Source organism: Rhizobium sp. USDA 4016, from assembly GCF_056279705.1.
In genome coordinates, this window is the sequence record NZ_JBWCCY010000004.1 from 2,331,234 (window position 1) to 2,355,040 (window position 23,807).

At 59.8% G+C, this 23,807-nt stretch carries 26 protein-coding genes; 2 read left to right on the forward strand and 24 right to left on the reverse strand.

Going from position 1 to position 23,807, the window contains the following annotated elements; translation table 11 throughout:
• Position 1: 1 nt before the first annotated feature.
• The 16 genes from rplN to rpsL all read right to left on the reverse strand — a co-directional run bounded on the left by rplN (position 2) and on the right by rpsL (position 10,261).
• Complete coding sequence (rplN, locus tag ACZ9DP_RS26935; protein ID WP_018900268.1) at positions 2-370, reverse strand: 50S ribosomal protein L14; 369 nt, start codon at positions 368-370, stop codon at positions 2-4.
• A gap of 264 nt (positions 371-634) precedes the next feature.
• Complete coding sequence (rpsQ, locus tag ACZ9DP_RS26940) at positions 635-874, reverse strand: 30S ribosomal protein S17 (RefSeq protein ID WP_003547557.1); 240 nt, start codon at positions 872-874, stop codon at positions 635-637.
• Positions 875-886: 12 nt separating this feature from the next.
• Positions 887-1,087 carry a 50S ribosomal protein L29 gene (rpmC, locus tag ACZ9DP_RS26945; RefSeq protein WP_022718385.1) on the reverse strand — a complete coding sequence of 67 codons (201 nt, stop codon included), beginning with the start codon at positions 1,085-1,087 and terminating at the stop codon, positions 887-889.
• A 10-nt stretch (positions 1,088-1,097) separates the two neighbouring features.
• Positions 1,098-1,511, reverse strand: coding sequence for a 50S ribosomal protein L16 (rplP, locus tag ACZ9DP_RS26950; protein WP_022718386.1), 414 nt, complete (start codon positions 1,509-1,511; stop codon positions 1,098-1,100).
• Between the two features lie 36 nt (positions 1,512-1,547).
• Complete coding sequence (gene rpsC / locus ACZ9DP_RS26955; RefSeq protein WP_022718387.1) at positions 1,548-2,267, reverse strand: 30S ribosomal protein S3; 720 nt, start codon at positions 2,265-2,267, stop codon at positions 1,548-1,550.
• Positions 2,267-2,656, reverse strand: coding sequence for a 50S ribosomal protein L22 (rplV, locus tag ACZ9DP_RS26960; RefSeq protein WP_022718388.1), 390 nt, complete (start codon positions 2,654-2,656; stop codon positions 2,267-2,269). The genes rpsC and rplV overlap by 1 nt, the downstream gene beginning before the upstream one ends.
• A 2-nt stretch (positions 2,657-2,658) precedes the next feature.
• Positions 2,659-2,937: a 30S ribosomal protein S19 gene (rpsS, locus tag ACZ9DP_RS26965; protein ID WP_007531666.1), complete on the reverse strand. Its 279-nt coding sequence runs from the start codon at positions 2,935-2,937 to the stop codon at positions 2,659-2,661.
• Between the two features lie 15 nt (positions 2,938-2,952).
• Entirely contained in the window at positions 2,953-3,789 is an 837-nt protein-coding gene (gene rplB, locus ACZ9DP_RS26970) for a 50S ribosomal protein L2 (RefSeq protein WP_074067598.1), read from the reverse strand.
• Between the two features lie 11 nt (positions 3,790-3,800).
• Positions 3,801-4,094, reverse strand: a complete 294-nt coding sequence (locus ACZ9DP_RS26975; RefSeq protein WP_022718390.1) for a 50S ribosomal protein L23 — start codon at positions 4,092-4,094, stop codon at positions 3,801-3,803.
• On the reverse strand, positions 4,091-4,711 hold the full coding sequence (gene rplD, locus ACZ9DP_RS26980; protein WP_022718391.1) for a 50S ribosomal protein L4: 621 nt from the start codon (positions 4,709-4,711) through the stop codon (positions 4,091-4,093). Before rplD ends, ACZ9DP_RS26975 begins: the two co-directional genes overlap by 4 nt.
• A gap of 12 nt (positions 4,712-4,723) precedes the next feature.
• The gene (gene rplC, locus ACZ9DP_RS26985; RefSeq protein ID WP_022718392.1) at positions 4,724-5,365 is read right to left on the reverse strand and encodes a 50S ribosomal protein L3; all 642 of its coding nucleotides are present in this window, start codon (positions 5,363-5,365) and stop codon (positions 4,724-4,726) included.
• A gap of 35 nt (positions 5,366-5,400) precedes the next feature.
• Positions 5,401-5,709, reverse strand: a complete 309-nt coding sequence (rpsJ, locus tag ACZ9DP_RS26990; RefSeq protein ID WP_003547547.1) for a 30S ribosomal protein S10 — start codon at positions 5,707-5,709, stop codon at positions 5,401-5,403.
• A 260-nt stretch (positions 5,710-5,969) separates the two neighbouring features.
• Positions 5,970-7,145, reverse strand: coding sequence for an elongation factor Tu (gene tuf / locus ACZ9DP_RS26995; RefSeq protein ID WP_074067586.1), 1,176 nt, complete (start codon positions 7,143-7,145; stop codon positions 5,970-5,972).
• A 68-nt stretch (positions 7,146-7,213) separates the two neighbouring features.
• The gene (gene fusA, locus ACZ9DP_RS27000; RefSeq protein WP_022719191.1) at positions 7,214-9,313 is read right to left on the reverse strand and encodes an elongation factor G; all 2,100 of its coding nucleotides are present in this window, start codon (positions 9,311-9,313) and stop codon (positions 7,214-7,216) included.
• Between the two features lie 29 nt (positions 9,314-9,342).
• Positions 9,343-9,813: a 30S ribosomal protein S7 gene (gene rpsG, locus ACZ9DP_RS27005; protein WP_022719192.1), complete on the reverse strand. Its 471-nt coding sequence runs from the start codon at positions 9,811-9,813 to the stop codon at positions 9,343-9,345.
• 76 nt (positions 9,814-9,889) lie between these two features.
• Positions 9,890-10,261 (reverse strand): 30S ribosomal protein S12, encoded by a 372-nt coding sequence (gene rpsL, locus ACZ9DP_RS27010; protein ID WP_022719193.1) that lies wholly within the window; start codon positions 10,259-10,261, stop codon positions 9,890-9,892.
• Between the two features lie 500 nt (positions 10,262-10,761).
• On the opposite strand from rpsL, the gene ACZ9DP_RS27015 reads away from it, so the two are divergent.
• Together ACZ9DP_RS27015 and ACZ9DP_RS27020 are read left to right on the forward strand one after the other, a co-directional pair.
• A complete protein-coding gene (locus ACZ9DP_RS27015; RefSeq protein ID WP_074060952.1) occupies positions 10,762-11,055 on the forward strand; it encodes a transcriptional regulator in 294 nt (97 codons plus the stop codon).
• Positions 10,997-11,377, forward strand: coding sequence for an NUDIX domain-containing protein (locus ACZ9DP_RS27020; RefSeq protein ID WP_476204116.1), 381 nt, complete (start codon positions 10,997-10,999; stop codon positions 11,375-11,377). Before ACZ9DP_RS27015 ends, ACZ9DP_RS27020 begins: the two co-directional genes overlap by 59 nt.
• Before the next feature lie 109 nt (positions 11,378-11,486).
• Here the strand turns inward: ACZ9DP_RS27020 and ACZ9DP_RS27025 are convergent, their stop codons facing one another.
• The 8 genes from ACZ9DP_RS27025 to nusG all read right to left on the reverse strand — a co-directional run bounded on the left by ACZ9DP_RS27025 (position 11,487) and on the right by nusG (position 23,799).
• A complete protein-coding gene (locus ACZ9DP_RS27025; RefSeq protein WP_476204117.1) occupies positions 11,487-11,720 on the reverse strand; it encodes a hypothetical protein in 234 nt (77 codons plus the stop codon).
• Positions 11,721-11,875: 155 nt separating this feature from the next.
• Positions 11,876-16,087, reverse strand: coding sequence for a DNA-directed RNA polymerase subunit beta' (gene rpoC, locus ACZ9DP_RS27030; RefSeq protein WP_476204118.1), 4,212 nt, complete (start codon positions 16,085-16,087; stop codon positions 11,876-11,878).
• A 189-nt stretch (positions 16,088-16,276) separates the two neighbouring features.
• Positions 16,277-20,419 carry a DNA-directed RNA polymerase subunit beta gene (gene rpoB / locus ACZ9DP_RS27035; RefSeq protein WP_476204119.1) on the reverse strand — a complete coding sequence of 1,381 codons (4,143 nt, stop codon included), beginning with the start codon at positions 20,417-20,419 and terminating at the stop codon, positions 16,277-16,279.
• A 257-nt stretch (positions 20,420-20,676) separates the two neighbouring features.
• Entirely contained in the window at positions 20,677-21,060 is a 384-nt protein-coding gene (gene rplL, locus ACZ9DP_RS27040) for a 50S ribosomal protein L7/L12 (RefSeq protein WP_022719200.1), read from the reverse strand.
• A gap of 58 nt (positions 21,061-21,118) precedes the next feature.
• Entirely contained in the window at positions 21,119-21,637 is a 519-nt protein-coding gene (rplJ, locus tag ACZ9DP_RS27045) for a 50S ribosomal protein L10 (RefSeq protein ID WP_022719201.1), read from the reverse strand.
• Between the two features lie 326 nt (positions 21,638-21,963).
• The gene (gene rplA / locus ACZ9DP_RS27050) at positions 21,964-22,656 is read right to left on the reverse strand and encodes a 50S ribosomal protein L1 (RefSeq protein WP_039844633.1); all 693 of its coding nucleotides are present in this window, start codon (positions 22,654-22,656) and stop codon (positions 21,964-21,966) included.
• 4 nt (positions 22,657-22,660) lie between these two features.
• Complete coding sequence (rplK, locus tag ACZ9DP_RS27055) at positions 22,661-23,092, reverse strand: 50S ribosomal protein L11 (RefSeq protein WP_022719203.1); 432 nt, start codon at positions 23,090-23,092, stop codon at positions 22,661-22,663.
• A gap of 176 nt (positions 23,093-23,268) precedes the next feature.
• Positions 23,269-23,799, reverse strand: a complete 531-nt coding sequence (gene nusG / locus ACZ9DP_RS27060; RefSeq protein WP_022719204.1) for a transcription termination/antitermination protein NusG — start codon at positions 23,797-23,799, stop codon at positions 23,269-23,271.
• Between the last annotated feature and the right edge of the window lie 8 nt (positions 23,800-23,807).

The following is a 23,807-nucleotide window of genomic DNA, read 5'->3' on the forward strand; positions in this document are numbered from 1 at the left end:
CTTACAGTACTTCGGGAGCCAGCGAGATGATCTTCATGTGGTTCTTGGCGCGAAGTTCGCGCGGAACCGGTCCGAAGATACGGGTGCCGATCGGCTCTTTCTTGTTGTCGATGAGGACTGCTGCATTCGTGTCGAAGCGGATGATGCTGCCATCCACGCGACGGATTTCCTTGGCGGTGCGAACAACCACCGCCTTCATCACGTCACCCTTCTTCACGCGGCCGCGCGGGATCGCTTCCTTGATCGAAACGACGATGACGTCGCCGATCGAGGCATACTTGCGCTTCGAGCCGCCCAGCACCTTGATGCACATGACACGACGTGCGCCGGAATTATCCGCGACGTCGAGGTTTGTTTGCATCTGAATCATATCAGGTCGCCTTCTTGTTTTACCGGAATGGTTGGGCTTGCGCCCCCTACCCCGGCTCATGAAAATTGTCAGCCCGCCGAACCCGCCTCAAGGGCGGGTACAGACACGGCAATAGCTTGAATAGCGCGGGAAAAATCGTGCCAAGGTGGTTTCCCGACGGGACCTTCCATGCGCTCAAAGCAAAAGAACGCCCGGCATTCGAGCGTTCTGACGCTGCTTCATACAGAAATTTCGGCGAGACGCAAGGCCTCGCGCAAAATTCTGTTACTTGCCCTGGGCGGAAATGACCGTCCAGCGCTTGTCCTTGGAGATCGGTGCGCATTCCTCGATGGATACGGTATCGCCGATCTTGTACTGGTTGTTTTCGTCGTGGGCCTTGTACTTCTTGGAACGACGAACGGTCTTCTGAAGCAGCGGGTGAGCAAAACGGCGCTCAACGCGAACTACGACAGTCTTCTCGTTCTTGTCGCCAACGACAACGCCCTGCAGAATGCGCTTCGGCATGTTATTCTTCCTTTACGCCTTTGCTTCTGCCGCCTTCTGGCGGGCAATGGTTTTCACGCGGGCGATGTCCTTGCGGACTTCGTTGATGCGCGAGGACTTTTCGAGCTGGCCGGTTGCCTTCTGGAAGCGCAGGTTGAACTGCTCCTTCTTGAGGTTGGCGAGCTTGTCCTTGAGCTGATCGGCCGTGAGGCCGCGGACTTCTTCGGCTTTCATCTGCCTCTCCTTACTCTGCAATGCGCTGAACGAAGCGCGTCTTGACCGAGAGCTTGGCCGAGCCGAGACGAAGCGCCTCGCGGGCGATTTCTTCGGTGACGCCGTCGATCTCGAACATCATGCGGCCAGGCTTGACCTTGCATGCCCAATATTCGACGGAGCCCTTACCCTTACCCATGCGGACTTCGGTCGGCTTTGCGGTTACCGGAACGTCCGGGAACACGCGGATCCATACACGGCCGGCGCGCTTCATGTAGCGCGTGATCGCGCGGCGGGCCGCTTCGATTTCACGTGCGTTGACGCGGTTGGGCTCCTGAGCCTTCAGGCCGAATTCACCGAAGGCGAGGTCGGAACCACCCTTGGCGACGCCCTTGATGCGGCCCTTGAATTGCTTGCGGTACTTGGTACGCTTTGGCTGCAACATTTTCTTATTCTCCGAACTTATCTGCCACCAACGCTATCAAGCGTTGTCGCGGCGACGATCGCGATCACGGCTTGCCGGACCCTGAGCGTCACCCTCGAGTGCGCGGCGCTCGGAGGCCAGCGGATCGTGTTCAAGGATTTCGCCCTTGAAGATCCAGACCTTGATGCCGCAGATGCCGAATGCGGTTTCGGCTTCAGCCGTACCGTAGTCGATGTCCGCACGCAGGGTGTGCAGCGGAACGCGGCCTTCGCGGTACCATTCGGTACGAGCGATTTCCGCGCCGCCGAGACGGCCTGCGCAGGTGATCCTGATGCCTTCGGCGCCAAGACGCATTGCAGACTGAACAGCGCGCTTCATGGCGCGGCGGAAAGCCACGCGGCGTTCCAGCTGCTGGGCAATCGACTGTGCGACGAGCGTCGCGTCGACTTCCGGCTTGCGCACTTCGACGATGTTGAGGTGCGTTTCGGAGTTCGTCATGTCCGACAGCTTCTTGCGGAGCTTGTCGATGTCTGCACCCTTCTTGCCGATGATCAGACCCGGGCGAGCCGAGTGGATCGTGACGCGGCATTTCTTGTGCGGACGCTCGATGACGACCTTTGCAATACCAGCCTGCTTCAGTTCGCTCATGACGAACTTGCGCATCTTCAGGTCTTCGTGCAGGAGCTGACCGTACTCGGCATTGTCCGCGAACCAGCGGCTATCCCAGGTGCGGTTGATGCCAAGACGGAAACCGATTGGATTGATTTTCTGACCCATTATGCGGCCTCCTCTTGTGCCTGCACTTCGCGGACGACGATCGTCAGGTGGGCGAACGGCTTCTCGATGCGAGATGCACGGCCGCGGCCACGAGCGTGGAAGCGCTTCATGACGATCGACTTGCCGACATAGGCTTCTGCTACGACCAGCGAGTCGACGTCGAGATCGTGGTTGTTCTCGGCATTGGCGATCGCAGATTCGAGCGTCTTCTTGACGGCGCCTGCGATACGCTTGCGGGAGAACTCCAGCTCAGCGAGTGCGCGGTCAACCTTCTTGCCGCGGATGGCCGCAGCAACCAGGTTGAGCTTCTGTGGGCTGACGCGGAGCGTGCGGGCGACTGCTTGCGCCTCGTTGTCCTTCAGCCGGCGTTCGGCTTTTGCCTTGCCCATTGTTACTTCCTCTTTGCCTTCTTGTCCGCACCGTGACCGTAATAGGTCCGGGTCGGAGAGAATTCACCGAATTTGTGACCGACCATGTCTTCATTGACGCTGACCGGAACATGCTTGCTGCCGTTGTAGACGCCGAAGGTGAGACCGACGAACTGCGGCAGGATCGTGGAGCGACGGCTCCAGATCTTGATTACTTCTGCACGTCCGCCTTCACGAACCTTCTCAGCCTTCTTGAGAAGATAGCCGTCAACGAACGGACCTTTCCATACTGAACGAGCCATTGGAGACTTCCTCTCTTACTTCTTACGCTGATGACGCGAGCGCATGATCATCTTGTCGGTCGACTTGTTCGACCGGGTGCGCTTGCCCTTGGTCGGCTTGCCCCACGGGGTAACCGGATGACGGCCACCCGAGGTGCGGCCTTCACCACCGCCGTGCGGATGGTCGACTGGGTTCATGACGACGCCGCGGTTGTGCGGCTTCTTGCCACGCCAGCGCGAACGGCCGGCCTTGCCATCATTGATGTTGCCGTGGTCCGGGTTGGAAACGGCACCGATCGTCGCCAGGCAGGTGCCGTGGACGAGGCGCTGTTCGCCCGAGTTCAGGCGAAGGATCGCCATGCCCTGGTCGCGGCCGACGAGCTGTGCGTAACCGCCAGCCGAACGTGCGATCTGACCGCCCTTGCCCGGCTTCATTTCCACGTTGTGGATGATGGAGCCGACCGGGATGAACTGAAGCGGCATGGTGTTGCCCGGCTTCACGTCGACGGCCCTGTCGGAAGCGATGACCTTGTCGCCGGCAGCGAGGCGCTGCGGAGCGAGGATGTAGGCCTGTTCGCCGTCCGTGTAGGTTACGAGCGCGATGTATGCCGTGCGGTTCGGGTCATATTCGATACGCTGGACCGTGCCCTCGACGTCAAACTTGCGGCGCTTGAAGTCGACGAGACGATAGGTGCGCTTATGACCGCCGCCCTGGAAGCGGACCGTGATGCGGCCGGCGTTGTTGCGGCCACCCTTGGAAGTCAGGCCTTCCGTCAGCACCTTGACCGGCTTGCCCTTCCACAGGCCAGAACGGTCAACGATGACGAGCTGGCGCTGGCTCGGGGTCGTAGGATTGAATGTTTTCAATGCCATTTTCTAATTCCTCAGAGACCGGTGGAGACGTCGATCGTCTGGCCTTCAGCCAGCGTCACGACAGCCTTCTTCACGTCCTTCTGCTTGCCTACAAAACCGCGGAAACGCTTGGTCTTGCCCTTGCGGAGCAGAGTGTTGACGGCCGTGACCTTGACGCCGAAGAGCGCCTCGACTGCAGCCTTGATTTCCGGCTTCGTGGCCGCCTTGGCGACGTTGAAAACAACCTGGTTGTTTTCCGATACCAGCGTGGACTTTTCGGTGATCGCCGGCGAGACGATCACATCGTAGTGGCGAAGATCGGTCACTTGAAACGCTCCTCTAGAGCTTCAACGGCAGCCTTGGAAAGCACGAGCTTGCCGCGGCGCACGATGTCGTAAACGTTGATGCCCTGGATCGGCAGAACATCGATGTTCGGGATGTTCTTTGCTGCAAGCTTGAAGTTGCCGTCAAGCTCAGCGCCGCCGATGAAGAGCGCATTGGTCAGCCCCAGCGTCTCAAAAACGGATGCGAGAGCCTTGGTCTTTGCTTCAGCAGCGACCAGATTGTCGATGACGATGACGTCCTCGGACTTGAACTTGGCCGACAGAGCGTGGCGCAGGCCGAGAGCGCGAACCTTCTTCGGAAGGTCGTGCTCGTGGCTGCGGGCGACCGGGCCGTGAGCCTTACCACCGCCGCGGAACTGCGGAGCGCGAGCCGAATGGTGACGAGCGCGGCCCGTACCCTTCTGCTTGTACATCTTGGCGCCGGTACGCGAAACGTCCGCGCGGCCCTTTGCCTGGTGCGTGCCCTGCTGCTTCTTGGCAAGCTGCCAGCGGATGACGCGGGCAAGAATGTCTTCGCGGGGCTCGAGGCCGAAAATCGCGTCAGAGAGAGAAACCTTCCCTGCGTCTTTTCCCTCGAGGGTCTTGACGTTGAATTCCATTGGTCCGGCTCCTTACTTCGCTGCCGACTTGACGGCATCGCGCACGATGATCCAGGCACCCTTGGAACCGGGTACTGCACCCTTGATCAGGATCAGACCGCGATCTTCATCGGTCGAAACCACTTCCAGGTTCTGAGTCGTTACGCGCGTCTGGCCCATGTGACCAGCCATCTTCTTGTTCTTGAAAACCTTGCCTGGATCCTGGCGCGAACCCGTCGAACCATGCGAACGGTGCGAAACGGACACACCGTGCGTGGCGCGCAGACCGCCGAAGCCGTGGCGCTTCATGGCGCCGGCAAAACCCTTACCGATGGTCGTACCCGTCACATCGACGAGCTGACCTGCAGCGAAGTGACCAGCCTTGAGCTCGGTGCCGACCTCGAGCAGGTTGTCTTCCGAAACGCGGAATTCTGCGAGCTTGGCCTTCGGCTCGACGTTGGCGACAGCAAAGTTGCCGCGCATCGCCTTGGACGTGTTCTTAACCTTCGCCTGGCCAGCACCGAGCTGAACTGCGGTATAGCCATTCTTTTCTACAGTGCGCGTAGAAACGACCTGGCAGCCTTCCATACGCAATACCGTTACCGGGACATGCTCGCCGGCGTCGTTGTAGACGCGGGTCATTCCCACCTTCTGTGCAATCACACCTGAACGCATCGGTTCAATCCTTCCAAATCCGCTCGAGCCCAGGCTCAGAGCTTGATCTCAACATCGACACCGGCGGCGAGATCGAGCTTCATCAGCGCGTCCACCGTCTGCGGGGTCGGGTCTACGATGTCGAGGAGGCGCTTATGCGTGCGCATCTCGAACTGCTCGCGGCTCTTCTTGTCGATGTGCGGGGACCGGTTGACCGTAAACTTCTCGATGCGGGTCGGAAGCGGAACGGGGCCCCGGACACTAGCCCCGGTGCGCTTCGCCGTCGACACAATCTCGCGCGTGGAAGCATCGAGAATTCGGTGATCGAACGCCTTCAGGCGAATGCGGATATTTTGGCCGTTCATTCGACGTTATCCTTGTGTTTGTTCTTCGCGTGCCAGCAAAACGGCACGGGCTGTTCTTCTTTTCCTAAGGCGGACCACCGGTTTCAAAGATCGAAGGGGACACCGAAAACGATGTCCCTTTCCAGTCTCCAGGCCTTAAGGCCCACCTTATCTGTTCATTGCCTGCCTCGAAGCCGAAGCAGACGCAAATCGCGCTCGCGCGCCATTTGCTACATTTTTATGTCATAAGCAAGCGGCCCTGGGGCCGCTTGCTTAAAAGATTACTCTACGATCGAAGCAACGATACCGGCGCCGACGGTGCGGCCGCCTTCGCGGATGGCGAAGCGCAGCTTTTCTTCCATGGCGATCGGCACGATCAGCTCGACGTCAACCGTGACGTTGTCGCCCGGCATCACCATTTCCGTGCCTTCCGGCAGCGTCACGATGCCCGTCACGTCCGTCGTGCGGAAGTAGAACTGCGGACGGTAGTTGGTGAAGAACGGCGTATGACGGCCGCCTTCTTCCTTCGTCAGGATGTAGGCTTCAGCCTTGAACTTCTTGTGCGGCTTCACCGAACCCGGCTTGCACAGGATCTGGCCACGCTCGACGCCGTCGCGGTTCACGCCGCGGATCAGTGCGCCGATGTTGTCGCCGGCCTGGCCCTGGTCGAGCAGCTTGCGGAACATTTCAACGCCGGTCACCGTCGTCTTCGAGGTCGGGCGGATGCCGACGATCTCGACTTCTTCGCCAACCTTGACGATACCGCGCTCGACGCGGCCGGTCACGACCGTACCGCGGCCCGAGATCGAGAACACGTCTTCGATCGGCATCAGGAACGGCTGGTCGATCGGACGCTCAGGCGTCGGGATGTAGGCGTCGACCTGGGCCATCAGCTCACGGATCGCATCTTCGCCAATCTTCTTGTCGGAATCTTCAAGAGCAGCCAGCGCCGAACCCTTGACGACCGGGATGTCGTCGCCCGGGAAGTCGTAGGACGACAGCAGTTCGCGCACTTCCAGCTCGACGAGCTCGAGAAGCTCGGCGTCGTCGACCTGGTCGACCTTGTTCAGGAACACGACGATTGCCGGAACGCCCACCTGGCGGGCGAGCAGGATGTGTTCGCGGGTCTGCGGCATCGGGCCGTCGGCAGCCGAGCACACCAGGATCGCGCCGTCCATCTGTGCGGCGCCGGTGATCATGTTCTTGACGTAGTCGGCGTGGCCGGGGCAGTCGACGTGCGCGTAGTGGCGGGCAGCCGTCTCATACTCGACATGCGCCGTCGAAATCGTGATGCCGCGAGCCTTTTCTTCCGGCGCAGCGTCGATCTGGTCATACGCCTTGAACTCGCCGAAGTACTTCGTGATCGCCGCCGTCAGAGACGTCTTGCCGTGGTCAACGTGGCCGATCGTGCCGATGTTAACGTGCGGCTTGTTGCGCTCAAACTTACTCTTTGCCATTTTCGGCTCTCCATTCTGCTAGTCCCCGAAGGGATCTAATTCTTGTTATCGGTCAATTGGTATTCCGGTCACTTCTGACCGGAATACTTTGCCTGGATTTCAGTTGCGACGTTCGACGGGACCGGCGCGTAGTGATCGAAGGTCATCGTGTACTGAGCGCGGCCCTGCGACATGGAGCGCAGGTTGTCGACGTACTTGAACATGTTCGCCAGCGGAACGTTCGCGTTGATGACGACAGCGATGCCGCGGCTCTCCTGGCCCTGGATCTGACCACGGCGCGAGTTCAGGTCGCCGATGACGTCGCCGACATAGTCTTCCGGCGTCACGACTTCGACCTTCATCATCGGCTCGAGCAGCTGAGCGCCAGCCTTCTTTGCTGCCTCACGGAAGCAAGCGCGGGAGGCGATTTCGAACGCCAGGACCGACGAGTCGACATCGTGGAAGGCACCGTCGATCAGCGTCGCCTTGACGCCGAGCATCGGGAAGCCTGCGAGAGGACCGGAGGTCAAAACGCTTTCGATGCCCTTCTGAACGCCCGGGATGTATTCCTTCGGAACAGCACCGCCGACGATCTTGGACTCGAACTTGAAGTCGTCGCCTTCTGGGTTCGGTTCGAAGATGATCTTGACGCGCGCGAACTGGCCGGTACCACCGGACTGCTTCTTGTGCGTGTAGTCTTCTTCGTGCGTCTTCGTGATGGTTTCGCGGTAGGCAACCTGCGGCGCACCGACGGTTGCTTCAACCTTGAACTCGCGGCGCATGCGGTCAACGATGATGTCGAGGTGAAGTTCACCCATGCCGGCGATGATCGTCTGGCCCGATTCCTGGTCCGTCTTCACGCGGAAGGACGGGTCTTCGGCAGCCAGGCGGTTGAGCGCGAGGCCCATCTTTTCCTGGTCGCCCTTGGTCTTCGGTTCGATGGCGATCTGGATGACCGGCTCGGGGAATTCCATGCGCTCGAGGATAACCGGCTTCAGCGGATCACACAGCGTATCGCCAGTGGTGGTTTCCTTGAGGCCTGCGAGAGCAACGATGTCGCCGGCGAAGGCTTCTTCGATGTCTTCACGCGAGTTGGAGTGCATCTGCAGCATGCGGCCGACGCGCTCGCGCTTGTCCTTGACCGTGTTCATGACCGACGCGCCCTTCTCGAGCTTGCCGGAATAGATGCGGGCGAAGGTGAGCGAACCGACGAAGGGGTCGTTCATGATCTTGAAGGCGAGCATGGAGAGCGGCTCGGCGTCATCGGGGTGACGCTCGATTTCAGCTTCCGTCTTCACGTCGATACCCTTGATCGCCGGAATGTCGAGCGGCGACGGCAGGTAATCGACAACTGCGTCGAGCAGCGGCTGAACGCCCTTGTTCTTGAAGGCAGTACCGCAGAACATCGGATGAAACTTGACGTCGATGGTGCCGCGGCGAACGAGCGCGCGGATCTGATCGTTGTCCGGCATGTTGCCTTCGAGGTAGGCTTCCATTGCGGCTTCGTCGATCTCAACAACCGTCTCGATCAGCTTTTCGCGATATTCTTCAGCCTTGGCCTTCATGTCTTCCGGGATTTCGACGACGTCCCACTGTGCGCCGAGAGACTCGTCGCGCCAGATGAGAGCGTTCATCTCGATCAGGTCGACAACGCCCTTGAACTCGGTTTCTGCGCCGATCGGCAGCTGCATGACGACAGCCGTCGCGCCGAGACGGGTCTTGATCATCTCGACGGAGCGGTAGAAGTCCGCACCGGTCTTGTCCATCTTGTTGCAGAAGATCATGCGCGGAACATGATACTTCTCGGCCTGGCGCCAGACGGTTTCAGTCTGCGGCTCGACACCGGCGTTGGCATCGAGAAGTGCGATGGCGCCGTCAAGAACGCGCAGCGAACGCTCGACTTCGATGGTGAAGTCGACGTGGCCGGGGGTGTCAATGATGTTGAAGCGGCGCATCTTGCCGTCACGGCCCTTCCAGAAGGTCGTGGTCGCAGCGGAGGTGATCGTGATGCCACGCTCCTGTTCCTGCTCCATCCAGTCCATGGTGGCTGCGCCGTCGTGGACTTCGCCGATCTTGTGCGACTTACCGGTGTAATAAAGAATACGTTCGGTGGTCGTGGTCTTGCCGGCGTCGATGTGCGCCATGATACCGAAATTGCGGTAGTCTTCGATTTTATATTCGCGAGCCATTGTGGACTGCCTTTCGATACCGTTCGGAATTACCAGCGATAGTGCGAGAACGCACGGTTGGCATCGGCCATCTTGTGCGTGTCTTCGCGCTTCTTGACGGCACTGCCGCGGTTGTTGGATGCATCGAGAAGCTCGCCCGAGAGGCGGTCAACCATGGTCGTTTCGTTGCGCTTGCGGGCAGCAGCGATCAGCCAGCGAATGGCGAGAGCCTGACGGCGCTCCGGACGGACGTCGACCGGGACCTGGTAGGTCGCACCACCGACGCGGCGCGAGCGGACTTCGACGTGCGGGGCGATGTTATCGAGCGCAGCGTGGAAAACCGCAATCGGCTCCTGCTTGGACTTGCCCTGCACGACGTCGAATGCGCCGTATACGATGTTTTCAGCAACGGACTTCTTGCCGTCGAGCATGATGGCATTCATGAACTTCGTGACAACCAGATCGCCGAACTTCGGGTCCGGGTTGATCTCGCGCTTTTCTGCTCTGTGACGTCGGGACATACTTCTCGTCTCTTCAACTGTTAAGGCGCTTTACCACGCGGAGAACCTCGCGCAGCGCCGGAAAACCAAAACCGAATTACTTCGGACGCTTCGCACCGTACTTCGAACGGCGCTGCTTGCGGTTCTTGACACCCTGGGTATCGAGAACGCCGCGGATGATGTGGTAACGGACACCCGGAAGGTCCTTCACGCGGCCGCCACGGATCATGACGACGGAGTGTTCCTGAAGGTTGTGACCTTCGCCGGGAATGTAACCAATGACTTCGAAGCCGTTGGTGAGGCGGATCTTGGCAACCTTACGCAGAGCCGAGTTCGGCTTCTTCGGCGTCGTGGTGTAGACGCGGGTGCAAACGCCGCGCTTCTGCGGGTTTTCCTGCAGCGCAGGAACCTTGTTACGCTTTACACTTGCCTGGCGAGGCTTGCGGATCAGCTGGTTTACGGTAGGCATTCAACCATCCCTTACGTTTATCTCTCAAACCCTTGCGGGCGTAACTCGCGCCGTCTCCGGCAAGATCACACGGCTGTCGTCAATGCGCAAAATGTGGCCCGATCCGCTTGCGCAGATGGACCACTGAAGGCAGAGGACGCAAAAAAGACATGCGTCATGCGTGCAGGCATCATATCTTCAACGTGCGTTTCGAACCTTGTTTGAGGAGAACTCCAGGACGAGACGCCCCGGACAGCCATGCCTCACATGGGTTCCGATGGCGCGGGTACTACTGGTTTCCCGCTGGTTCGTCAAGGCCGGTTAAGAAATAATCTTCGGCGGATCGCCTTGAAACCCGGGCTGCGTGCGCTCTTTGAAGGCTTTTAGACGCAACGGACACCGCATGCCAAGTTGAACTTGGGCATCGCTGCAAAAACGGATAAGGAATCAGCGATCGCAGGCCGCGCGCCTGTCAAAACGGATTCGAGTTTCGAATCGCCAGATATCCAAAGGACCGATGAATGATCGAAAAGCCCGACAACGACAATAATTCCGTAGGCCCGATGATCTTCATCATCATCGGCAAGGGCTACGAGTCCGATGGCGCTGAGGGCGTCGACCTGCACGTGATGTTGAAGGCCGCCGATGACGACAGCGCGGTGCGCGAGGCGCTGAACGCCCTTGCCGAAGAGGGCTTCATCGAAGCCGACCTCGACCAGATCGGCATGCTGACTGACGTTCCCGAAGAAGAACCGCATGCCTCGGCGTACCAAGGCGCGCTCGAAGGCGAAGTCGCGATCATCCGCTTCAACTGAAGACATGACGGGGCCGGATGCGCAAAAGGTACTGATCTACGCCACCTGGCGCGGCCGACTCCTGGTTTTCGACGAGCCGGATTTTCCGGAGATCGAACTGCAGGTTCCGGGCGGGACGGTCGAACCCGGCGAAGACCCTGAGCAAGCGGCAACCCGCGAATTCGCCGAAGAGACAGGTCTTGCGCTGAGCAACACTCTTCGTCCGCTTCAATCGATGACTACCGCTTCATCAAGAACGGCGCCGCCATCTACCACCGGCGGCATTACTATCATGCCGATATTGGAGGGCCCTACCCCGACACCTGGCTTCATCACGAGATGACACCATTCGGCGGCGGCGGACCGATCCTGCTCCGCTTTTTCTGGATTGATATCGCAGCAGCAAAGGCCAGGCTCGGTTACGGAATGCAGAATTGCCTCATCCTGCTTCGCTAACCAATCCGAGCTTGGGAAATTACGATCGCTTCATAGTTCATCGCGCTATTGGAGACGTGCACAATATGCACCTTCCACGAAACGATTATACGGTCTTTCAGCTCGGCAAAAACGTCCTGCCGGTTGAACGCAGCCGGCTTCGAGGTGGCCATCCCGCAGGCCAAAGCGGCATCGAGCGATGCAAGGTGTCTTTTCCTTTCATCGAAAAGCCGCATGCGGTTCCGAGCCATGGGAACGACTTCCGTAAGCTATATGGAGGCGAGCCTGTAGTAGTTATCAAGAAAGAATGGAGAACTATTTTCGGCCTCCCCGCCGCCGCGAAACCAGACAAAAAACCGCCCGGATCGCTCCGGGCGGTTTTTCAATTCTGAGTCCGGGCTGCCGGCTATTCGGCCGCCGAAGCGTTTTCGCCGGCCATATCCTGGAGCATCGGGGTTGCGGCATCCGCGCCCGTGCCCTTGCGGCGCTCTTCGAGGATCATCTCATCGCGCGACGTCGCGATGCGGCGGATCGCCGTCATGGTGCCGCCGGTACCGGCCGGGATGAGGCGCCCGACGATGACGTTTTCCTTGAGACCCTGCAGACCGTCAGTCTTGCCGGCGATCGCAGCTTCCGTCAGCACCTTCGTCGTTTCCTGGAAGGAAGCGGCGGAGATGAAGGACGGGGTCTGCAGCGACGCCTTGGTGATGCCCAGAAGAACCGGCTCGCCATAGGCAGGCTTCTTGCCCTGCTCGATCAGGCCGTCGTTGACGTCCTCGAGCTCGATACGGTCGACGTTGTCGCCGACGATATAAGTCGAGTCGCCCGCATCGGTGATTTCCACCTTCTGCAGCATCTGACGGACAATCACTTCGATGTGCTTGTCGTTGATGACAACGCCCTGCAAGCGGTAGACTTCCTGGATTTCGTTGACGAGGTAGGAAGCCAGAGCCTCTACGCCCTTGATCGCCAGGATGTCGTGCGGTGCCGGGTTGCCGTCGAGGATGTAGTCGCCCTTTTCGATATAGTCGCCTTCCTGAAGGTGGAAGGGCTTGCCCTTCGGGATCAGGTATTCGACAGGCTCGACACCGTCTTCCGCCGGCTCGATGATGACGCGGCGCTTGTTCTTGTAGTCGCGGCCGAGGCGGATCGTACCATCGATCTCAGCGATGATGGCGTGATCCTTAGGGCGGCGGGCTTCGAAGAGTTCGGCAACGCGCGGCAGACCGCCGGTGATGTCCTTGGTCTTGGCGCTTTCCAGCGGCGAACGTGCAAGCACGTCACCCTGGGAGACCTTCTGGCCCGGCTCGACCGAAAGGATCGCGTCGACCGAAAGCAGGAAGCGGGCATCGCCGCCGCGAGACAGCTTCGCGACATTGCCGCTTGCGTCCTTGATGACGATTGCCGGCTTGAGGTCCGAACCACGCGGGGTCGAACGCCAGTCGATGACCTGACGCTTGGTGATACCCGTGGATTCGTCGGTCGCTTCGAGAACGGAGAGACCGTCGACAACGTCTTCGAACTGAACGGTACCGGCCAGTTCCGTCATTATCGGACGGGTGTACGGATCCCACTCAGCCAGACGCTGGCCGCGCTTCACCTTGTCGCTCTCGTCCACATACAGCTTCGAACCGTAGGCAACGCGCTGCGAGGAGCGCTCAACGCCACGCTCGTCCAGGATCTGGACGGTCATGTTGCGGCCCATGGCAACGAGGATGCCTTCGGAGTTCCGCAGAAGGTTGCGGTTCTTGATCTGAACCGTTCCTTCATACGAGGCTTCCAGGAACGACTGGTCGACCACGGTGGCCGTACCGCCAAGGTGGAAGGTACGCATGGTGAGCTGCGTGCCTGGCTCGCCGATCGACTGAGCCGCGATGACGCCGACCGCTTCGCCCATGTTGACCGGCGTACCGCGAGCAAGGTCGCGGCCGTAGCAGACCGAGCAGACGCCTGTCTGGATTTCGCAGGTCAGTGCCGAACGGATGCGGATCGACTGGATACCAGCCTTTTCGATCTCGACGACATCTGGCTCGAGGATCATCTTGCCGGCATCGACGATGCGCTCGCCGGTGACCGGGTGATCGATGTTGTCGAGTGCCGTACGGCCGAGGATACGTGCGCCGAGCGAGGCAACGACCTGACCGGCATCGACGATGGCGGTCATGGTGAGGCCCTTGTCGGTGCCGCAATCCACGGAGTTGACGATGCAATCCTGCGCGACGTCGACGAGACGGCGGGTCAGGTAGCCCGAGTTTGCCGTCTTCAAGGCGGTGTCTGCCAGACCCTTACGGGCGCCGTGGGTCGAGTTGAAGTACTCGTTGACGGTCAGGCCTTCCTTGAAGTTCGAGATGATCGGCGTCTCGATGATTTCGCCCGAGGGCTTAGCCATCAGGCCGCGCATGCCGCCCAGCTGACGCATCTGGTTCGGCGAACCGCGGGCGCCCGAGTGGCTCATCATGTAGATCGAGTTCATGGGCTTCTGGCGGCCGGTCTTTTCGTCGAACTCGACAGCCTTGATGCGGGCCATCATCTCTTCGGCGACCTTCTCGGTGGCCTTGCCCCAGGCATCGACGACCTTGTTGTACTTTTCGCCCTGCGTGATGAGGCCGTCGTTATACTGCTGCTCGTATTCCTTCACGAGTGCTTCGGTATCGCCGACGATCTTCACCTTGGTATCCGGGATCACCATGTCGTCCTTGCCGAACGAGATGCCGGCGCGGCAGGCATGCGAGAACCCGAGCTGCATGATGCGGTCGCAGAAAATGACCGTGTCCTTCTGGCCGCAATGACGGTAGACCGTGTCGATCATCTTGGAGATGTTCTTCTTGGTCATTTCCTGGTTGCAGATGTCGAAAGGCACCTTGCCGTTCTTCGGCAGCAATTCGCCGATGAGCAGGCGGCCCGGGGTCGTTTCATAGATCTTGGAGTACGGCTTGCCGTCCTCGCTGATCGACTTGAAGCGGCCGCGGATCTTGGTGTGCAGGGTGACGACCTTGCTTTCGAGAGCATGATGCAGTTCGCCGAGGTCGGAGAAGGCCATGCCTTCGCCCGGCTCGTTCTGGTTCATGATCGAGAGGTAGTAGAGGCCGAGAACCATGTCCTGCGACGGAACGATGATCGGTGCGCCGTTTGCCGGGTGCAGGATGTTGTTCGTCGACATCATCAGAACGCGGGCTTCGAGCTGGGCTTCGAGAGACAGTGGCACGTGGACGGCCATCTGGTCGCCATCGAAGTCGGCGTTGAAGGCCGTGCAAACGAGCGGATGCAGCTGGATCGCCTTGCCTTCGACCAGGGTGGGTTCGAAGGCCTGGATGCCCAGGCGGTGCAGCGTCGGTGCGCGGTTCAAGAGAACCGGATGCTCGCGGATGACCTCGTCGAGGATATCCCAGACTTCCGGCTTTTCCTTCTCGACCAGCTTCTTCGCCTGCTTGACGGTCGAGGAATAACCCTTGGCGTCGAGGCGGGCGTAGATGAACGGCTTGAAGAGTTCGAGCGCCATCTTCTTCGGCAGGCCGCACTGGTGCAGCTTCAGCTCCGGACCGGTCACGATGACCGAGCGGCCGGAATAGTCAACGCGCTTGCCAAGCAGGTTCTGGCGGAAGCGGCCCTGCTTGCCCTTGAGCATGTCGGAGAGCGACTTCAGCGGACGCTTGTTGGCACCCGTGATGACGCGGCCGCGACGGCCGTTGTCGAACAGCGCATCGACGGATTCCTGCAACATGCGCTTTTCGTTGCGGATAATGATACCCGGCGCACGAAGCTCGATCAGGCGCTTCAGACGATTGTTACGGTTGATGACGCGACGATAGAGATCGTTGAGGTCCGACGTCGCAAAGCGGCCGCCATCGAGCGGAACCAGCGGACGCAGATCCGGCGGGATCACCGGAACGACCTTCATGATCATCCATTCCGGACGGTTGCCGGATTCCATGAAGTTCTCGACGATCTTCAGCCGCTTCATCAGCTTCTTCTGCTTGAGATCCGACGTGGTGTCGGCAAGCTCGGAACGCAGATCGCCGGCGATCTTCTCGAGGTTCATCGATGCCAGCATCTCGTAGATGGCCTCAGCGCCGATCATCGCCGTGAACTGGTCTTCGCCATATTCGTCGACGGCGAGCATGTACTCTTCTTCCGAGAGGAGCTGATGTTCCTTAAGGGCCGTGAGGCCCGGCTCGGTGACGATGTAGTTTTCGAAATACAGGACGCGCTCGACATCCTTCAGCGTCATGTCGAGCAGCGTGGAAATGCGGCTCGGCAGCGACTTCAGGAACCAGATGTGGGCAACGGGTGCTGCAAGCTCGATATGGCCCATGCGCTCGCGGCGAACGCGCGACAGCGTGACTTCGACGCCGCACTTTTCGCAGATGATGCCCTTGTACTTCATGCGCTTGTACTTGCCGCAAAGGCACTCGTAGTCCTTGATCGGCCCGAAGATGCGCGCGCAGAAGAGACCATCGCGTTCCGGCTTGAAAGTGCGGTAGTTGATGGTTTCCGGCTTCTTGATCTCACCGTAGGACCAGGAAAGGATCTTCTCCGGAGAGGCAATCGAAATCCGGATGGAGTCGAAATTCTGTGCAGGCACCTGCGGATTGAAAAGATTCATGACCTCTTGGTTCATGCCTGTCTCCTTCATGGGCGAAAGCGCCCTTAGCTTGCGATGGTCGGCGGCAAATCCCGGGAGCCGCGCCAACGCTCAAAACGACAATAACCGCACAATGCGGCGGAAACGTCCCTGCCCGGCCGACACATTACGGGGCCATGGCGGGAACGGTGTGCGCCCTCTTAAGGCGCACACCCTATCAAGTGGTTACTCGGCTGCGTCCGGCAACTGGCCCGCCTGCTGCAGATCCTCGACCTTCGAGTTCTCCAGCTCGACGGAAAGGCCGAGCGAGCGCATTTCCTTGACGAGAACGTTGAAGCTTTCGGGAATACCCGCTTCGAACGTATCGTCGCCCCGGACGATGGCTTCGTAGACCTTGGTGCGGCCGGCAACGTCGTCCGACTTCACCGTCAGCATTTCCTGCAGCGTGTAGGCTGCGCCGTATGCTTCCAGAGCCCAGACCTCCATTTCGCCGAAGCGCTGGCCGCCGAACTGGGCCTTGCCGCCCAGCGGCTGCTGGGTCACGAGCGAGTAAGGACCGATCGAACGGGCGTGGATCTTGTCGTCGACCAGGTGGTTGAGCTTCAGCATGTAGATGTAGCCCACGGTCACCTGACGGTCGAACTGCTCGCCGGTACGGCCGTCATACAGCGTCGACTGACCGGAATCCTTGAGACCCGCCAGACGCAGCATCTCGTTAACATCGCCTTCATGGGCGCCGTCGAAGACCGGCGTTGCGATCGAAACGCCGCGCTTCCACTGGTCCGCAAGACGCAGAACCGAGTCATCGTCGAAGTCCTTGACCTGCTCGGCCTTCGGACCGTCGCCGACAACGTCGCCGATCGTCTTGCGCAACGGCTCGATATTGCCGTTCGCCTTGTAGGCTTCGATCAGATCACCGATCTGCTTGCCCATGCCGGCGCAAGCCCAGCCGAGGTGCGTCTCGAGGATCTGGCCGACGTTCATGCGCGAAGGCACGCCCAGCGGGTTCAGAACGACGTCGACATGCGTGCCGTCTTCGAGGAACGGCATGTCTTCGACCGGAACGATGCGCGACACAACACCCTTGTTGCCGTGACGGCCAGCCATCTTGTCGCCCGGCTGGATCTTGCGCTTCACTGCGACGAAAACCTTGACCATCTTCATCACGCCCGGAGGCATTTCGTCGCCGCGCTGGACCTTCTCGACCTTGTCCATGAAGCGCTGCTCAAGGCGCGACTTGGATTCGTCGTACTGGCCGCGGAGTGCTTCGAGTTCGCTCTGGACCTTCTCGTCCTCGACTGCGAACATCCACCACTGCGAGCGGGGATATTCGGAGACCACGGCGTTCGAAAGCTCGGCGCCCTTCTTGAAGCCCTTCGGGCCGGCGATGGACATCTGGCCGCGGAGCATCTCGATCAGACGGCCGTAGACGTTACGGTCGAGAATCGCCTGCTCGTCGTCGCGGTCCTTGGCAAGACGCTCGATCTCTTCGCGCTCGATTGCCATTGCGCGCTCGTCCTTTTCAACGCCGTGGCGGTTGAAGACGCGCACTTCGACGATCGTGCCGTAGGTGCCGGGCGGCATGCGCATCGACGTATCGCGGACGTCGGACGCCTTTTCACCGAAGATGGCGCGCAGGAGCTTTTCTTCCGGCGTCATCGGGCTTTCGCCCTTCGGCGTGATCTTGCCGACAAGGATATCACCCGGCTGAACTTCGGCGCCGATGTAGACAATGCCTGCTTCGTCGAGATTCTTCAGCGCTTCTTCCGAAACATTCGGAATATCGCGCGTGATTTCTTCCGGACCAAGCTTCGTGTCGCGCGCCATCACTTCGAATTCTTCGATGTGGATGGAGGTGAACACGTCGTCGGCAACGATACGCTCGGAGAGCAGGATCGAATCTTCGTAGTTGTAGCCGTTCCACGGCATGAACGCGACGAGCGCGTTGCGGCCGAGAGCCAGATCGCCAAGGTCGGTCGACGGACCGTCCGCGAGAATGTCGCCGCGGTTGACAACGTCACCGACGGTGACCAGCGGACGCTGGTTGACGCAGGTGTTCTGGTTCGACCGCTGGAACTTCTGCAGGCGGTAGATATCGACGCCGGACTTGCCGGCTTCGAGGTCTTCCGTTGCGCGGATGACGATACGCGTCGCGTCGACCTGGTCAACGACGCCACCGCGGCGGGCGCCGATAGCTGCACCGGAGTCGCGAGCGACGACCGGCTCCATGCCGGTGCCAACGAACGGAGCTTCGGCACGCAGCAACGGAACAGCCTGACGCTGCATGTTCGAGCCCATGAGGGCGCGGTTCGCGTCGTCATTTTCCAGGAACGGGATAAGAGCGGCTGCAACCGAAACGACCTGCTTCGGCGAGACGTCCATCAGGTTCATGCTGTCGCGCGGGGCGAGCATGACTTCGCCGGCGTGACGGCACACGACGAATTCGTCAACGAAGGAACCGTCCTTGTCGAGTTCGGCGTTGGCCTGTGCGACGTAGTACTTCGCCTCTTCCATGGCCGACAGGTAAAGAACATCGTTCGTCACCTTGCCGTCGACGATGCGGCGGTAAGGGCTCTCGATGAAGCCGTACTTGTTGACGCGCGCAAAGGTCGCCAGCGAGTTGATGAGACCGATGTTCGGGCCTTCCGGCGTTTCGATCGGGCAAATACGGCCGTAGTGGGTCGGATGAACGTCGCGGACTTCGAAGCCGGCGCGCTCGCGGGTCAGCCCGCCCGGGCCAAGTGCCGAGAGACGGCGCTTGTGGGTGATCTCCGACAGCGGGTTGACCTGGTCCATGAACTGCGAGAGCTGCGAGGAGCCGAAGAATTCGCGAACGGCGGCAGCTGCCGGCTTCGCGTTGATCAGATCCTGCGGCATGACCGTGTCGATTTCGATCGAGGACATGCGCTCCTTGATCGCGCGTTCCATGCGCAGCAGGCCCAGACGGTATTGGTTTTCCATCAGCTCGCCGACCGAGCGGACGCGGCGGTTGCCAAGGTTGTCGATGTCGTCGATCTCGCCCTTGCCGTCGCGTAGCTCGACGAGCATCTTGACCACGGCCAGGATGTCGTCCTTGCGCAGGACGCGGACGGTGTCTTCGACGTCGAGGTCGAGACGCATGTTCATCTTCACGCGGCCGACGGCGGAGAGGTCGTAACGCTCCGCATCGAAAAACAGCGAGTTGAACATGGCTTCGGCCGATTCCATGGTCGGCGGTTCACCCGGACGCATGACGCGGTAGATGTCGAACAGCGCGTCCTGGCGGTTCTCGTTCTTATCGGCGTTGAGTGTGTTGCGGATGTAGGCGCCGACATTGATGTGGTCGATGCCGAGAACCGGGATTTCGTCGAAACCGTTGGCGAGGATGACCGGCAGAGTCTTCTCGTCGATTTCGTCGCCGGCTTCGAGATAGATCTCACCCGTCGAGTAGTTGACGATGTCTTCTGCGAGGTAGTTGCCGTAGAGATCGTCGTCCGTCGCCTTCAGAGCCTTGAGACCCTTGTCGGAAAGCTGGCGGAGCAAACGCGGGGTCAGCTTCTTGCCCGCTTCGACCACGACTTCGCCGGTGTCGGCGTCGACCATCTCGGTGATCGCCTTGGCGCCCTTCAGCGCCTCGGGCTGGAAGGGAATGCGCCAGCCTTCGCCGTCGCGCTTGTAGAGCGACTTCGTGTAGAAGGTGTCGAGGATTTCCTCGCCATCCATGCCGAGGGCCATCAGCAGCGACGACACCGGAATCTTGCGGCGGCGGTCGATACGGGCATAGACGATGTCCTTGGCGTCGAACTCGATGTCGAGCCAGGAGCCGCGATACGGGATCACGCGGGCGGCGAAGAGCAGCTTGCCGGAAGAATGGCTCTTGCCCTTGTCGTGGTCGAAGAAGACGCCCGGCGAACGGTGCATCTGGGACACGATCACGCGCTCGGTGCCGTTCACGATGAACGTGCCGTTGTTCGTCATGAGCGGCATGTCGCCCATGTAGACGGACTGCTCTTTGATGTCCTTGATCGACTTCGCGCCGGTATCCTCGTCGATATCGAACACGATGAGACGGAGGGTAACCTTCAGCGGCGCGGCGTAGGTCAGGTCGCGCTGGCGGCATTCGTCGACGTCGAACTTCGGCGGTTCGAACTCATAGGACACGAATTCCAGCATCGAAGCGCCGGAGAAATCCGTGATCGGGAAAACTGACTTGAAGACGGCCTGAAGGCCTTCGTCAGGGCGGCCGCCCTTGGGCTCTTCAACCATCAGGAATTGGTCGTAGGACGCCTTCTGAACCTCGATGAGGTTCGGCATTTCTGCGACTTCGGGGATTTTACCAAAAAACTTGCGTACGCGCCTACGACCATTGAACGAAAGGGTCTGAGCCATCGTCGCTCCTTCAAAATTGCATCCGGGCCTGCAACGGACGGGAACCGCTGGCCAGGCGATCCCGTCGATCAATGGATAATTCAATCTCGTCCCACTTCCCGAAGCCACATGGCCGGATTGCCCTGCGCTTCGGTTCGAGACCATGCTCTTGAAGAACCCATTACCCAAAAGCCGTTTTCACGCGGCTTTTGGGTAATTCGTTCACAAAAACGGCAAATGGGAGACGGTGAAGACCGCCTCCCAGATGCAGTTCAAGATTACTTGACGTCGGCCTTTGCGCCAGCGTCTTCAAGCTTCTTCTTGATGTCAGCGGCTTCAGCCTTGGAAACGGCTTCCTTGACAGCCTTCGGAGCGGCTTCAACGAGGTCCTTGGCTTCCTTGAGGCCGAGGCCGGTGATGGCGCGGACTTCCTTGATGACGTTGATCTTGTTGGCGCCGGCATCCGTGAGGATGACGTCGAACTCGGTCTTTTCTTCTTCAGCAGCGGCAGCAGCGCCACCAGCACCACCAGCAGCGGCAGCGACAGCTACCGGAGCAGCAGCGGAAACGCCCCACTTTTCTTCGAGAAGCTTGGACAGTTCTGCAGCTTCCAGAACGGTCAGCGAGGAGAGGTCGTCTACGATCTTTGCGAGATCAGCCATTTTATCAGTTCCTTTTGTTCGGTTCGAACCGGTTTTCTATAAACAGCGAAAAACCGCCTTAAGCGGCTTCGTCCTTCTTGGCGTAAGCCGAAAACACGCGGGCAAGCTGGCTTGCCGGTGCTGCAACAACGCCTGCGATGCGGGTAGCCGGTGTCTGGATCATGCCCAGCAGCTTCGCGCGCAGTTCGTCCAACGACGGCAGGGTCGCAAGCGACTTGACTGCATCGGCGTTGAGCGTGGTTGTTCCCATGGCGCCGCCGAGCACAACGATCTTGTCGTTGCCCTTGGCGAAATCCACGACGACTTTCGGAGCGGTGATCGGATCGGCGCTGTATGCAATCAGCGTCTGACCGGTGAAGAGATTGGAAATCCCTTCCGCTTCCGTACCCTGAAGGGCGATCTTGGCCAGGCGGTTCTTCGCGACTCTGACGGTGCCGCCAGCAGCGCGCATCTTCGAACGGAAGTCGTTCATCTGCGCGACTGTAGCACCAGCATAGTGGGCCACGACAACCGAGCCCGAAGCCTTGAAGACTTCGTTCAGTTCCGTGACGAATTCGCGTTTTTCCGCTCTTTCCACTGCCTATCTCCAGTTGGCGGGACCGTGAAACGGACCCACCGGGTTGCCTTTGCCTCCCGGGATCAGAAGCGATCCCAAGCGGCGCTTGAGGATCCTGTCCCCTCGCGCTTCGCGCCAAAAGGCCGAAGGCACAAGGCATCCAAGGCTCGAACCAAATCCATGAAGCTGAGCTTCATCGAAATTCGGGTCTTACCCGTCTCATGCAGGCCGAAGTGATTAAGGGAAAACCACCTGCAATCTCGGACAGGATTCCGGATTTCTCCGGAATATTCCGGCCCCTTTCGAGGCCGGAATTCTTGCCACCGGGCAAAGCCCGATGAAATTCGTTAAGCGGCCGTGACCGACGACGGGTCGATCTTGACGCCCGGGCCCATGGTCGAAGAAATCGCTACGCGCTTGACGTAGTTGCCCTTTGCGCCAGCCGGCTTCGCCTTGATGACGGCATCAGCGAAGGCACGGATGTTTTCTTCCAGAGCCTTTGCATCGAAGGATGCCTTGCCGATGCCGGCGTGAACGATACCAGCCTTCTCGACGCGGAATTCGACGGCGCCGCCCTTGGAGGCCTTGACCGCCCCGGCAACGTCCATGGTGACCGTTCCGACCTTCGGGTTCGGCATCATGCCGCGCGGGCCGAGTACCTTACCGAGACGGCCGACGAGCGGCATCATGTCCGGGGTCGCGATGACACGATCGAAATCGATCTTGCCGCCCTGGACGATTTCGACCAGCTCTTCTGCGCCGACGATGTCAGCACCGGCTGCCTTGGCTTCGTCAGCCTTGGCGCCGCGCGCGAAAACGGCGACGCGAACGTCACGGCCCGTACCGTTCGGCAGGTTGACCACGCCGCGGACCATCTGGTCTGCGTGACGCGGATCGACGCCGAGGTTCATGGCGACTTCGATGGTTTCATCGAACTTGGCGACAGCCCGGTCCTTGACCATGCCGATAGCAAGGTTGAGAGCGTAGAGCTTCGTGGGATCAACACCTTCGTTGATCTTCTTGGTGCGCTTGCCAGCCATGGTCTTAACCTACCACTTCCAGGCCCATGGCGCGGGCAGAGCCCTCGATCATCGCCATTGCACCTTCGATATCTGCTGCGTTCAGGTCCTTCATCTTCGCTTCGGCAATCGCCTTGACCTGAGCCTTGGTCAGCTTGCCAGCGACAGAGCCCTTGCCGGGCGTCTTCGAACCGGACTGGATCTTCGCTTCCTTCTTAAGGAAGTAGCTGACGGGCGGCTGCTTCATCACGAAGGTAAAGGACTTGTCCTGGTAGTAGGTGATGACAACCGGGATCGGCATACCCTTTTCCATTTCCTGCGTGGCGGCATTGAACGCCTTGCAGAATTCCATGATATTGATGCCACGCTGACCAAGCGCCGGGCCGATCGGCGGGGACGGGTTTGCCGATCCTGCCTTGACCTGAAGCTTGAGCTGGCCTGCAACTTTCTTAGCCATAACTCTCTGCCTTTCATTGATGACCGGTTGCCCGGCCAGTGATGCCGGATTTCTCCGGCGGCTGCGGTTGCGTGGTGCGGATTTTAAGGCCCGGCTAAGACCCCTCACCTTCCACGCGATTGGCGGCTATCGCCGCGCAGAAGCCGGTCAGTACTGACCGACTTCCATCTCAAAAATCAGACCTTTTCGACCTGACCGTATTCCAGCTCGACCGGCGTTGCACGGCCGAAGATCGACACTTCCACCTTCAGGCGCGAACGCTCTTCGTCCACATCCTGAACCGTGCCGTTGAACGACGCGAACGGGCCATCGGAAACGCGGACCTGTTCACCGACCTCGAAGGTAACCGAAGCCTTTGGCCGCTCGACACCTTCCTGGACCTGGCCGAGAATGCGCTCGGCTTCGGAGTCCGGAATCGGAACGGGCTTGTTATCGGAGCCGAGGAAACCGGTGACCTTCGGCGTGTTCTTGATGAGGTGGTAGGCCTCGTCCGTCAGGTTCGCTCGAACCATGACATAGCCCGGAAAGAACTTGCGCTCGCTGTCGACCTTGCGGCCGCGGCGCACCTCAACCACCTTTTCGGTCGGCACGAGGATCTTTTCGAAGAGATGCTCGAGCCCCTTCTGCCTGGCCTTCTCCTCGATGGATTCAGCCACCTTCTTCTCAAAATTCGAATACGCGTGGACGATATACCAACGTGCCGCCATCTTATATC

Excerpts from the sequence above, each read along its gene's own strand:
- rplN (WP_018900268.1), bottom strand. The coding sequence starts at position 370 with ATGATTCAGATGCAAACAAACCTCGACGTCGCGGATAATTCCGGCGCA.
- rpsQ (WP_003547557.1), bottom strand. The coding sequence starts at position 874 with ATGCCGAAGCGCATTCTGCAGGGCGTTGTCGTTGGCGACAAGAACGAG.
- rpmC (WP_022718385.1), bottom strand. The coding sequence starts at position 1,087 with ATGAAAGCCGAAGAAGTCCGCGGCCTCACGGCCGATCAGCTCAAGGAC.
- rplP (WP_022718386.1), bottom strand. The coding sequence starts at position 1,511 with ATGTTGCAGCCAAAGCGTACCAAGTACCGCAAGCAATTCAAGGGCCGC.
- rpsC (WP_022718387.1), bottom strand. The coding sequence starts at position 2,267 with ATGGGTCAGAAAATCAATCCAATCGGTTTCCGTCTTGGCATCAACCGC.
- rplV (WP_022718388.1), bottom strand. The coding sequence starts at position 2,656 with ATGGGCAAGGCAAAAGCCGAACGCCGGCTGAAGGACAACGAGGCGCAA.
- rpsS (WP_007531666.1), bottom strand. The coding sequence starts at position 2,937 with ATGGCTCGTTCAGTATGGAAAGGTCCGTTCGTTGACGGCTATCTTCTC.
- rplB (WP_074067598.1), bottom strand. The coding sequence starts at position 3,789 with ATGGCATTGAAAACATTCAATCCTACGACCCCGAGCCAGCGCCAGCTC.
- rplD (WP_022718391.1), bottom strand. The coding sequence starts at position 4,711 with ATGGAATTCAACGTCAAGACCCTCGAGGGAAAAGACGCAGGGAAGGTT.
- rplC (WP_022718392.1), bottom strand. The coding sequence starts at position 5,365 with ATGCGTTCAGGTGTGATTGCACAGAAGGTGGGAATGACCCGCGTCTAC.
- rpsJ (WP_003547547.1), bottom strand. The coding sequence starts at position 5,709 with ATGAACGGCCAAAATATCCGCATTCGCCTGAAGGCGTTCGATCACCGA.
- tuf (WP_074067586.1), bottom strand. The coding sequence starts at position 7,145 with ATGGCAAAGAGTAAGTTTGAGCGCAACAAGCCGCACGTTAACATCGGC.
- fusA (WP_022719191.1), bottom strand. The coding sequence starts at position 9,313 with ATGGCTCGCGAATATAAAATCGAAGACTACCGCAATTTCGGTATCATG.
- rpsG (WP_022719192.1), bottom strand. The coding sequence starts at position 9,813 with ATGTCCCGACGTCACAGAGCAGAAAAGCGCGAGATCAACCCGGACCCG.
- rpsL (WP_022719193.1), bottom strand. The coding sequence starts at position 10,261 with ATGCCTACCGTAAACCAGCTGATCCGCAAGCCTCGCCAGGCAAGTGTA.
- ACZ9DP_RS27015 (WP_074060952.1), top strand. The coding sequence starts at position 10,762 with ATGATCGAAAAGCCCGACAACGACAATAATTCCGTAGGCCCGATGATC.
- ACZ9DP_RS27020 (WP_476204116.1), top strand. The coding sequence starts at position 10,997 with ATGCCTCGGCGTACCAAGGCGCGCTCGAAGGCGAAGTCGCGATCATCC.
- ACZ9DP_RS27025 (WP_476204117.1), bottom strand. The coding sequence starts at position 11,720 with ATGGCTCGGAACCGCATGCGGCTTTTCGATGAAAGGAAAAGACACCTT.
- rpoC (WP_476204118.1), bottom strand. The coding sequence starts at position 16,087 with ATGAACCAAGAGGTCATGAATCTTTTCAATCCGCAGGTGCCTGCACAG.
- rpoB (WP_476204119.1), bottom strand. The coding sequence starts at position 20,419 with ATGGCTCAGACCCTTTCGTTCAATGGTCGTAGGCGCGTACGCAAGTTT.
- rplL (WP_022719200.1), bottom strand. The coding sequence starts at position 21,060 with ATGGCTGATCTCGCAAAGATCGTAGACGACCTCTCCTCGCTGACCGTT.
- rplA (WP_039844633.1), bottom strand. The coding sequence starts at position 22,656 with ATGGCTGGCAAGCGCACCAAGAAGATCAACGAAGGTGTTGATCCCACG.
- rplK (WP_022719203.1), bottom strand. The coding sequence starts at position 23,092 with ATGGCTAAGAAAGTTGCAGGCCAGCTCAAGCTTCAGGTCAAGGCAGGA.
- nusG (WP_022719204.1), bottom strand. The coding sequence starts at position 23,799 with ATGGCGGCACGTTGGTATATCGTCCACGCGTATTCGAATTTTGAGAAG.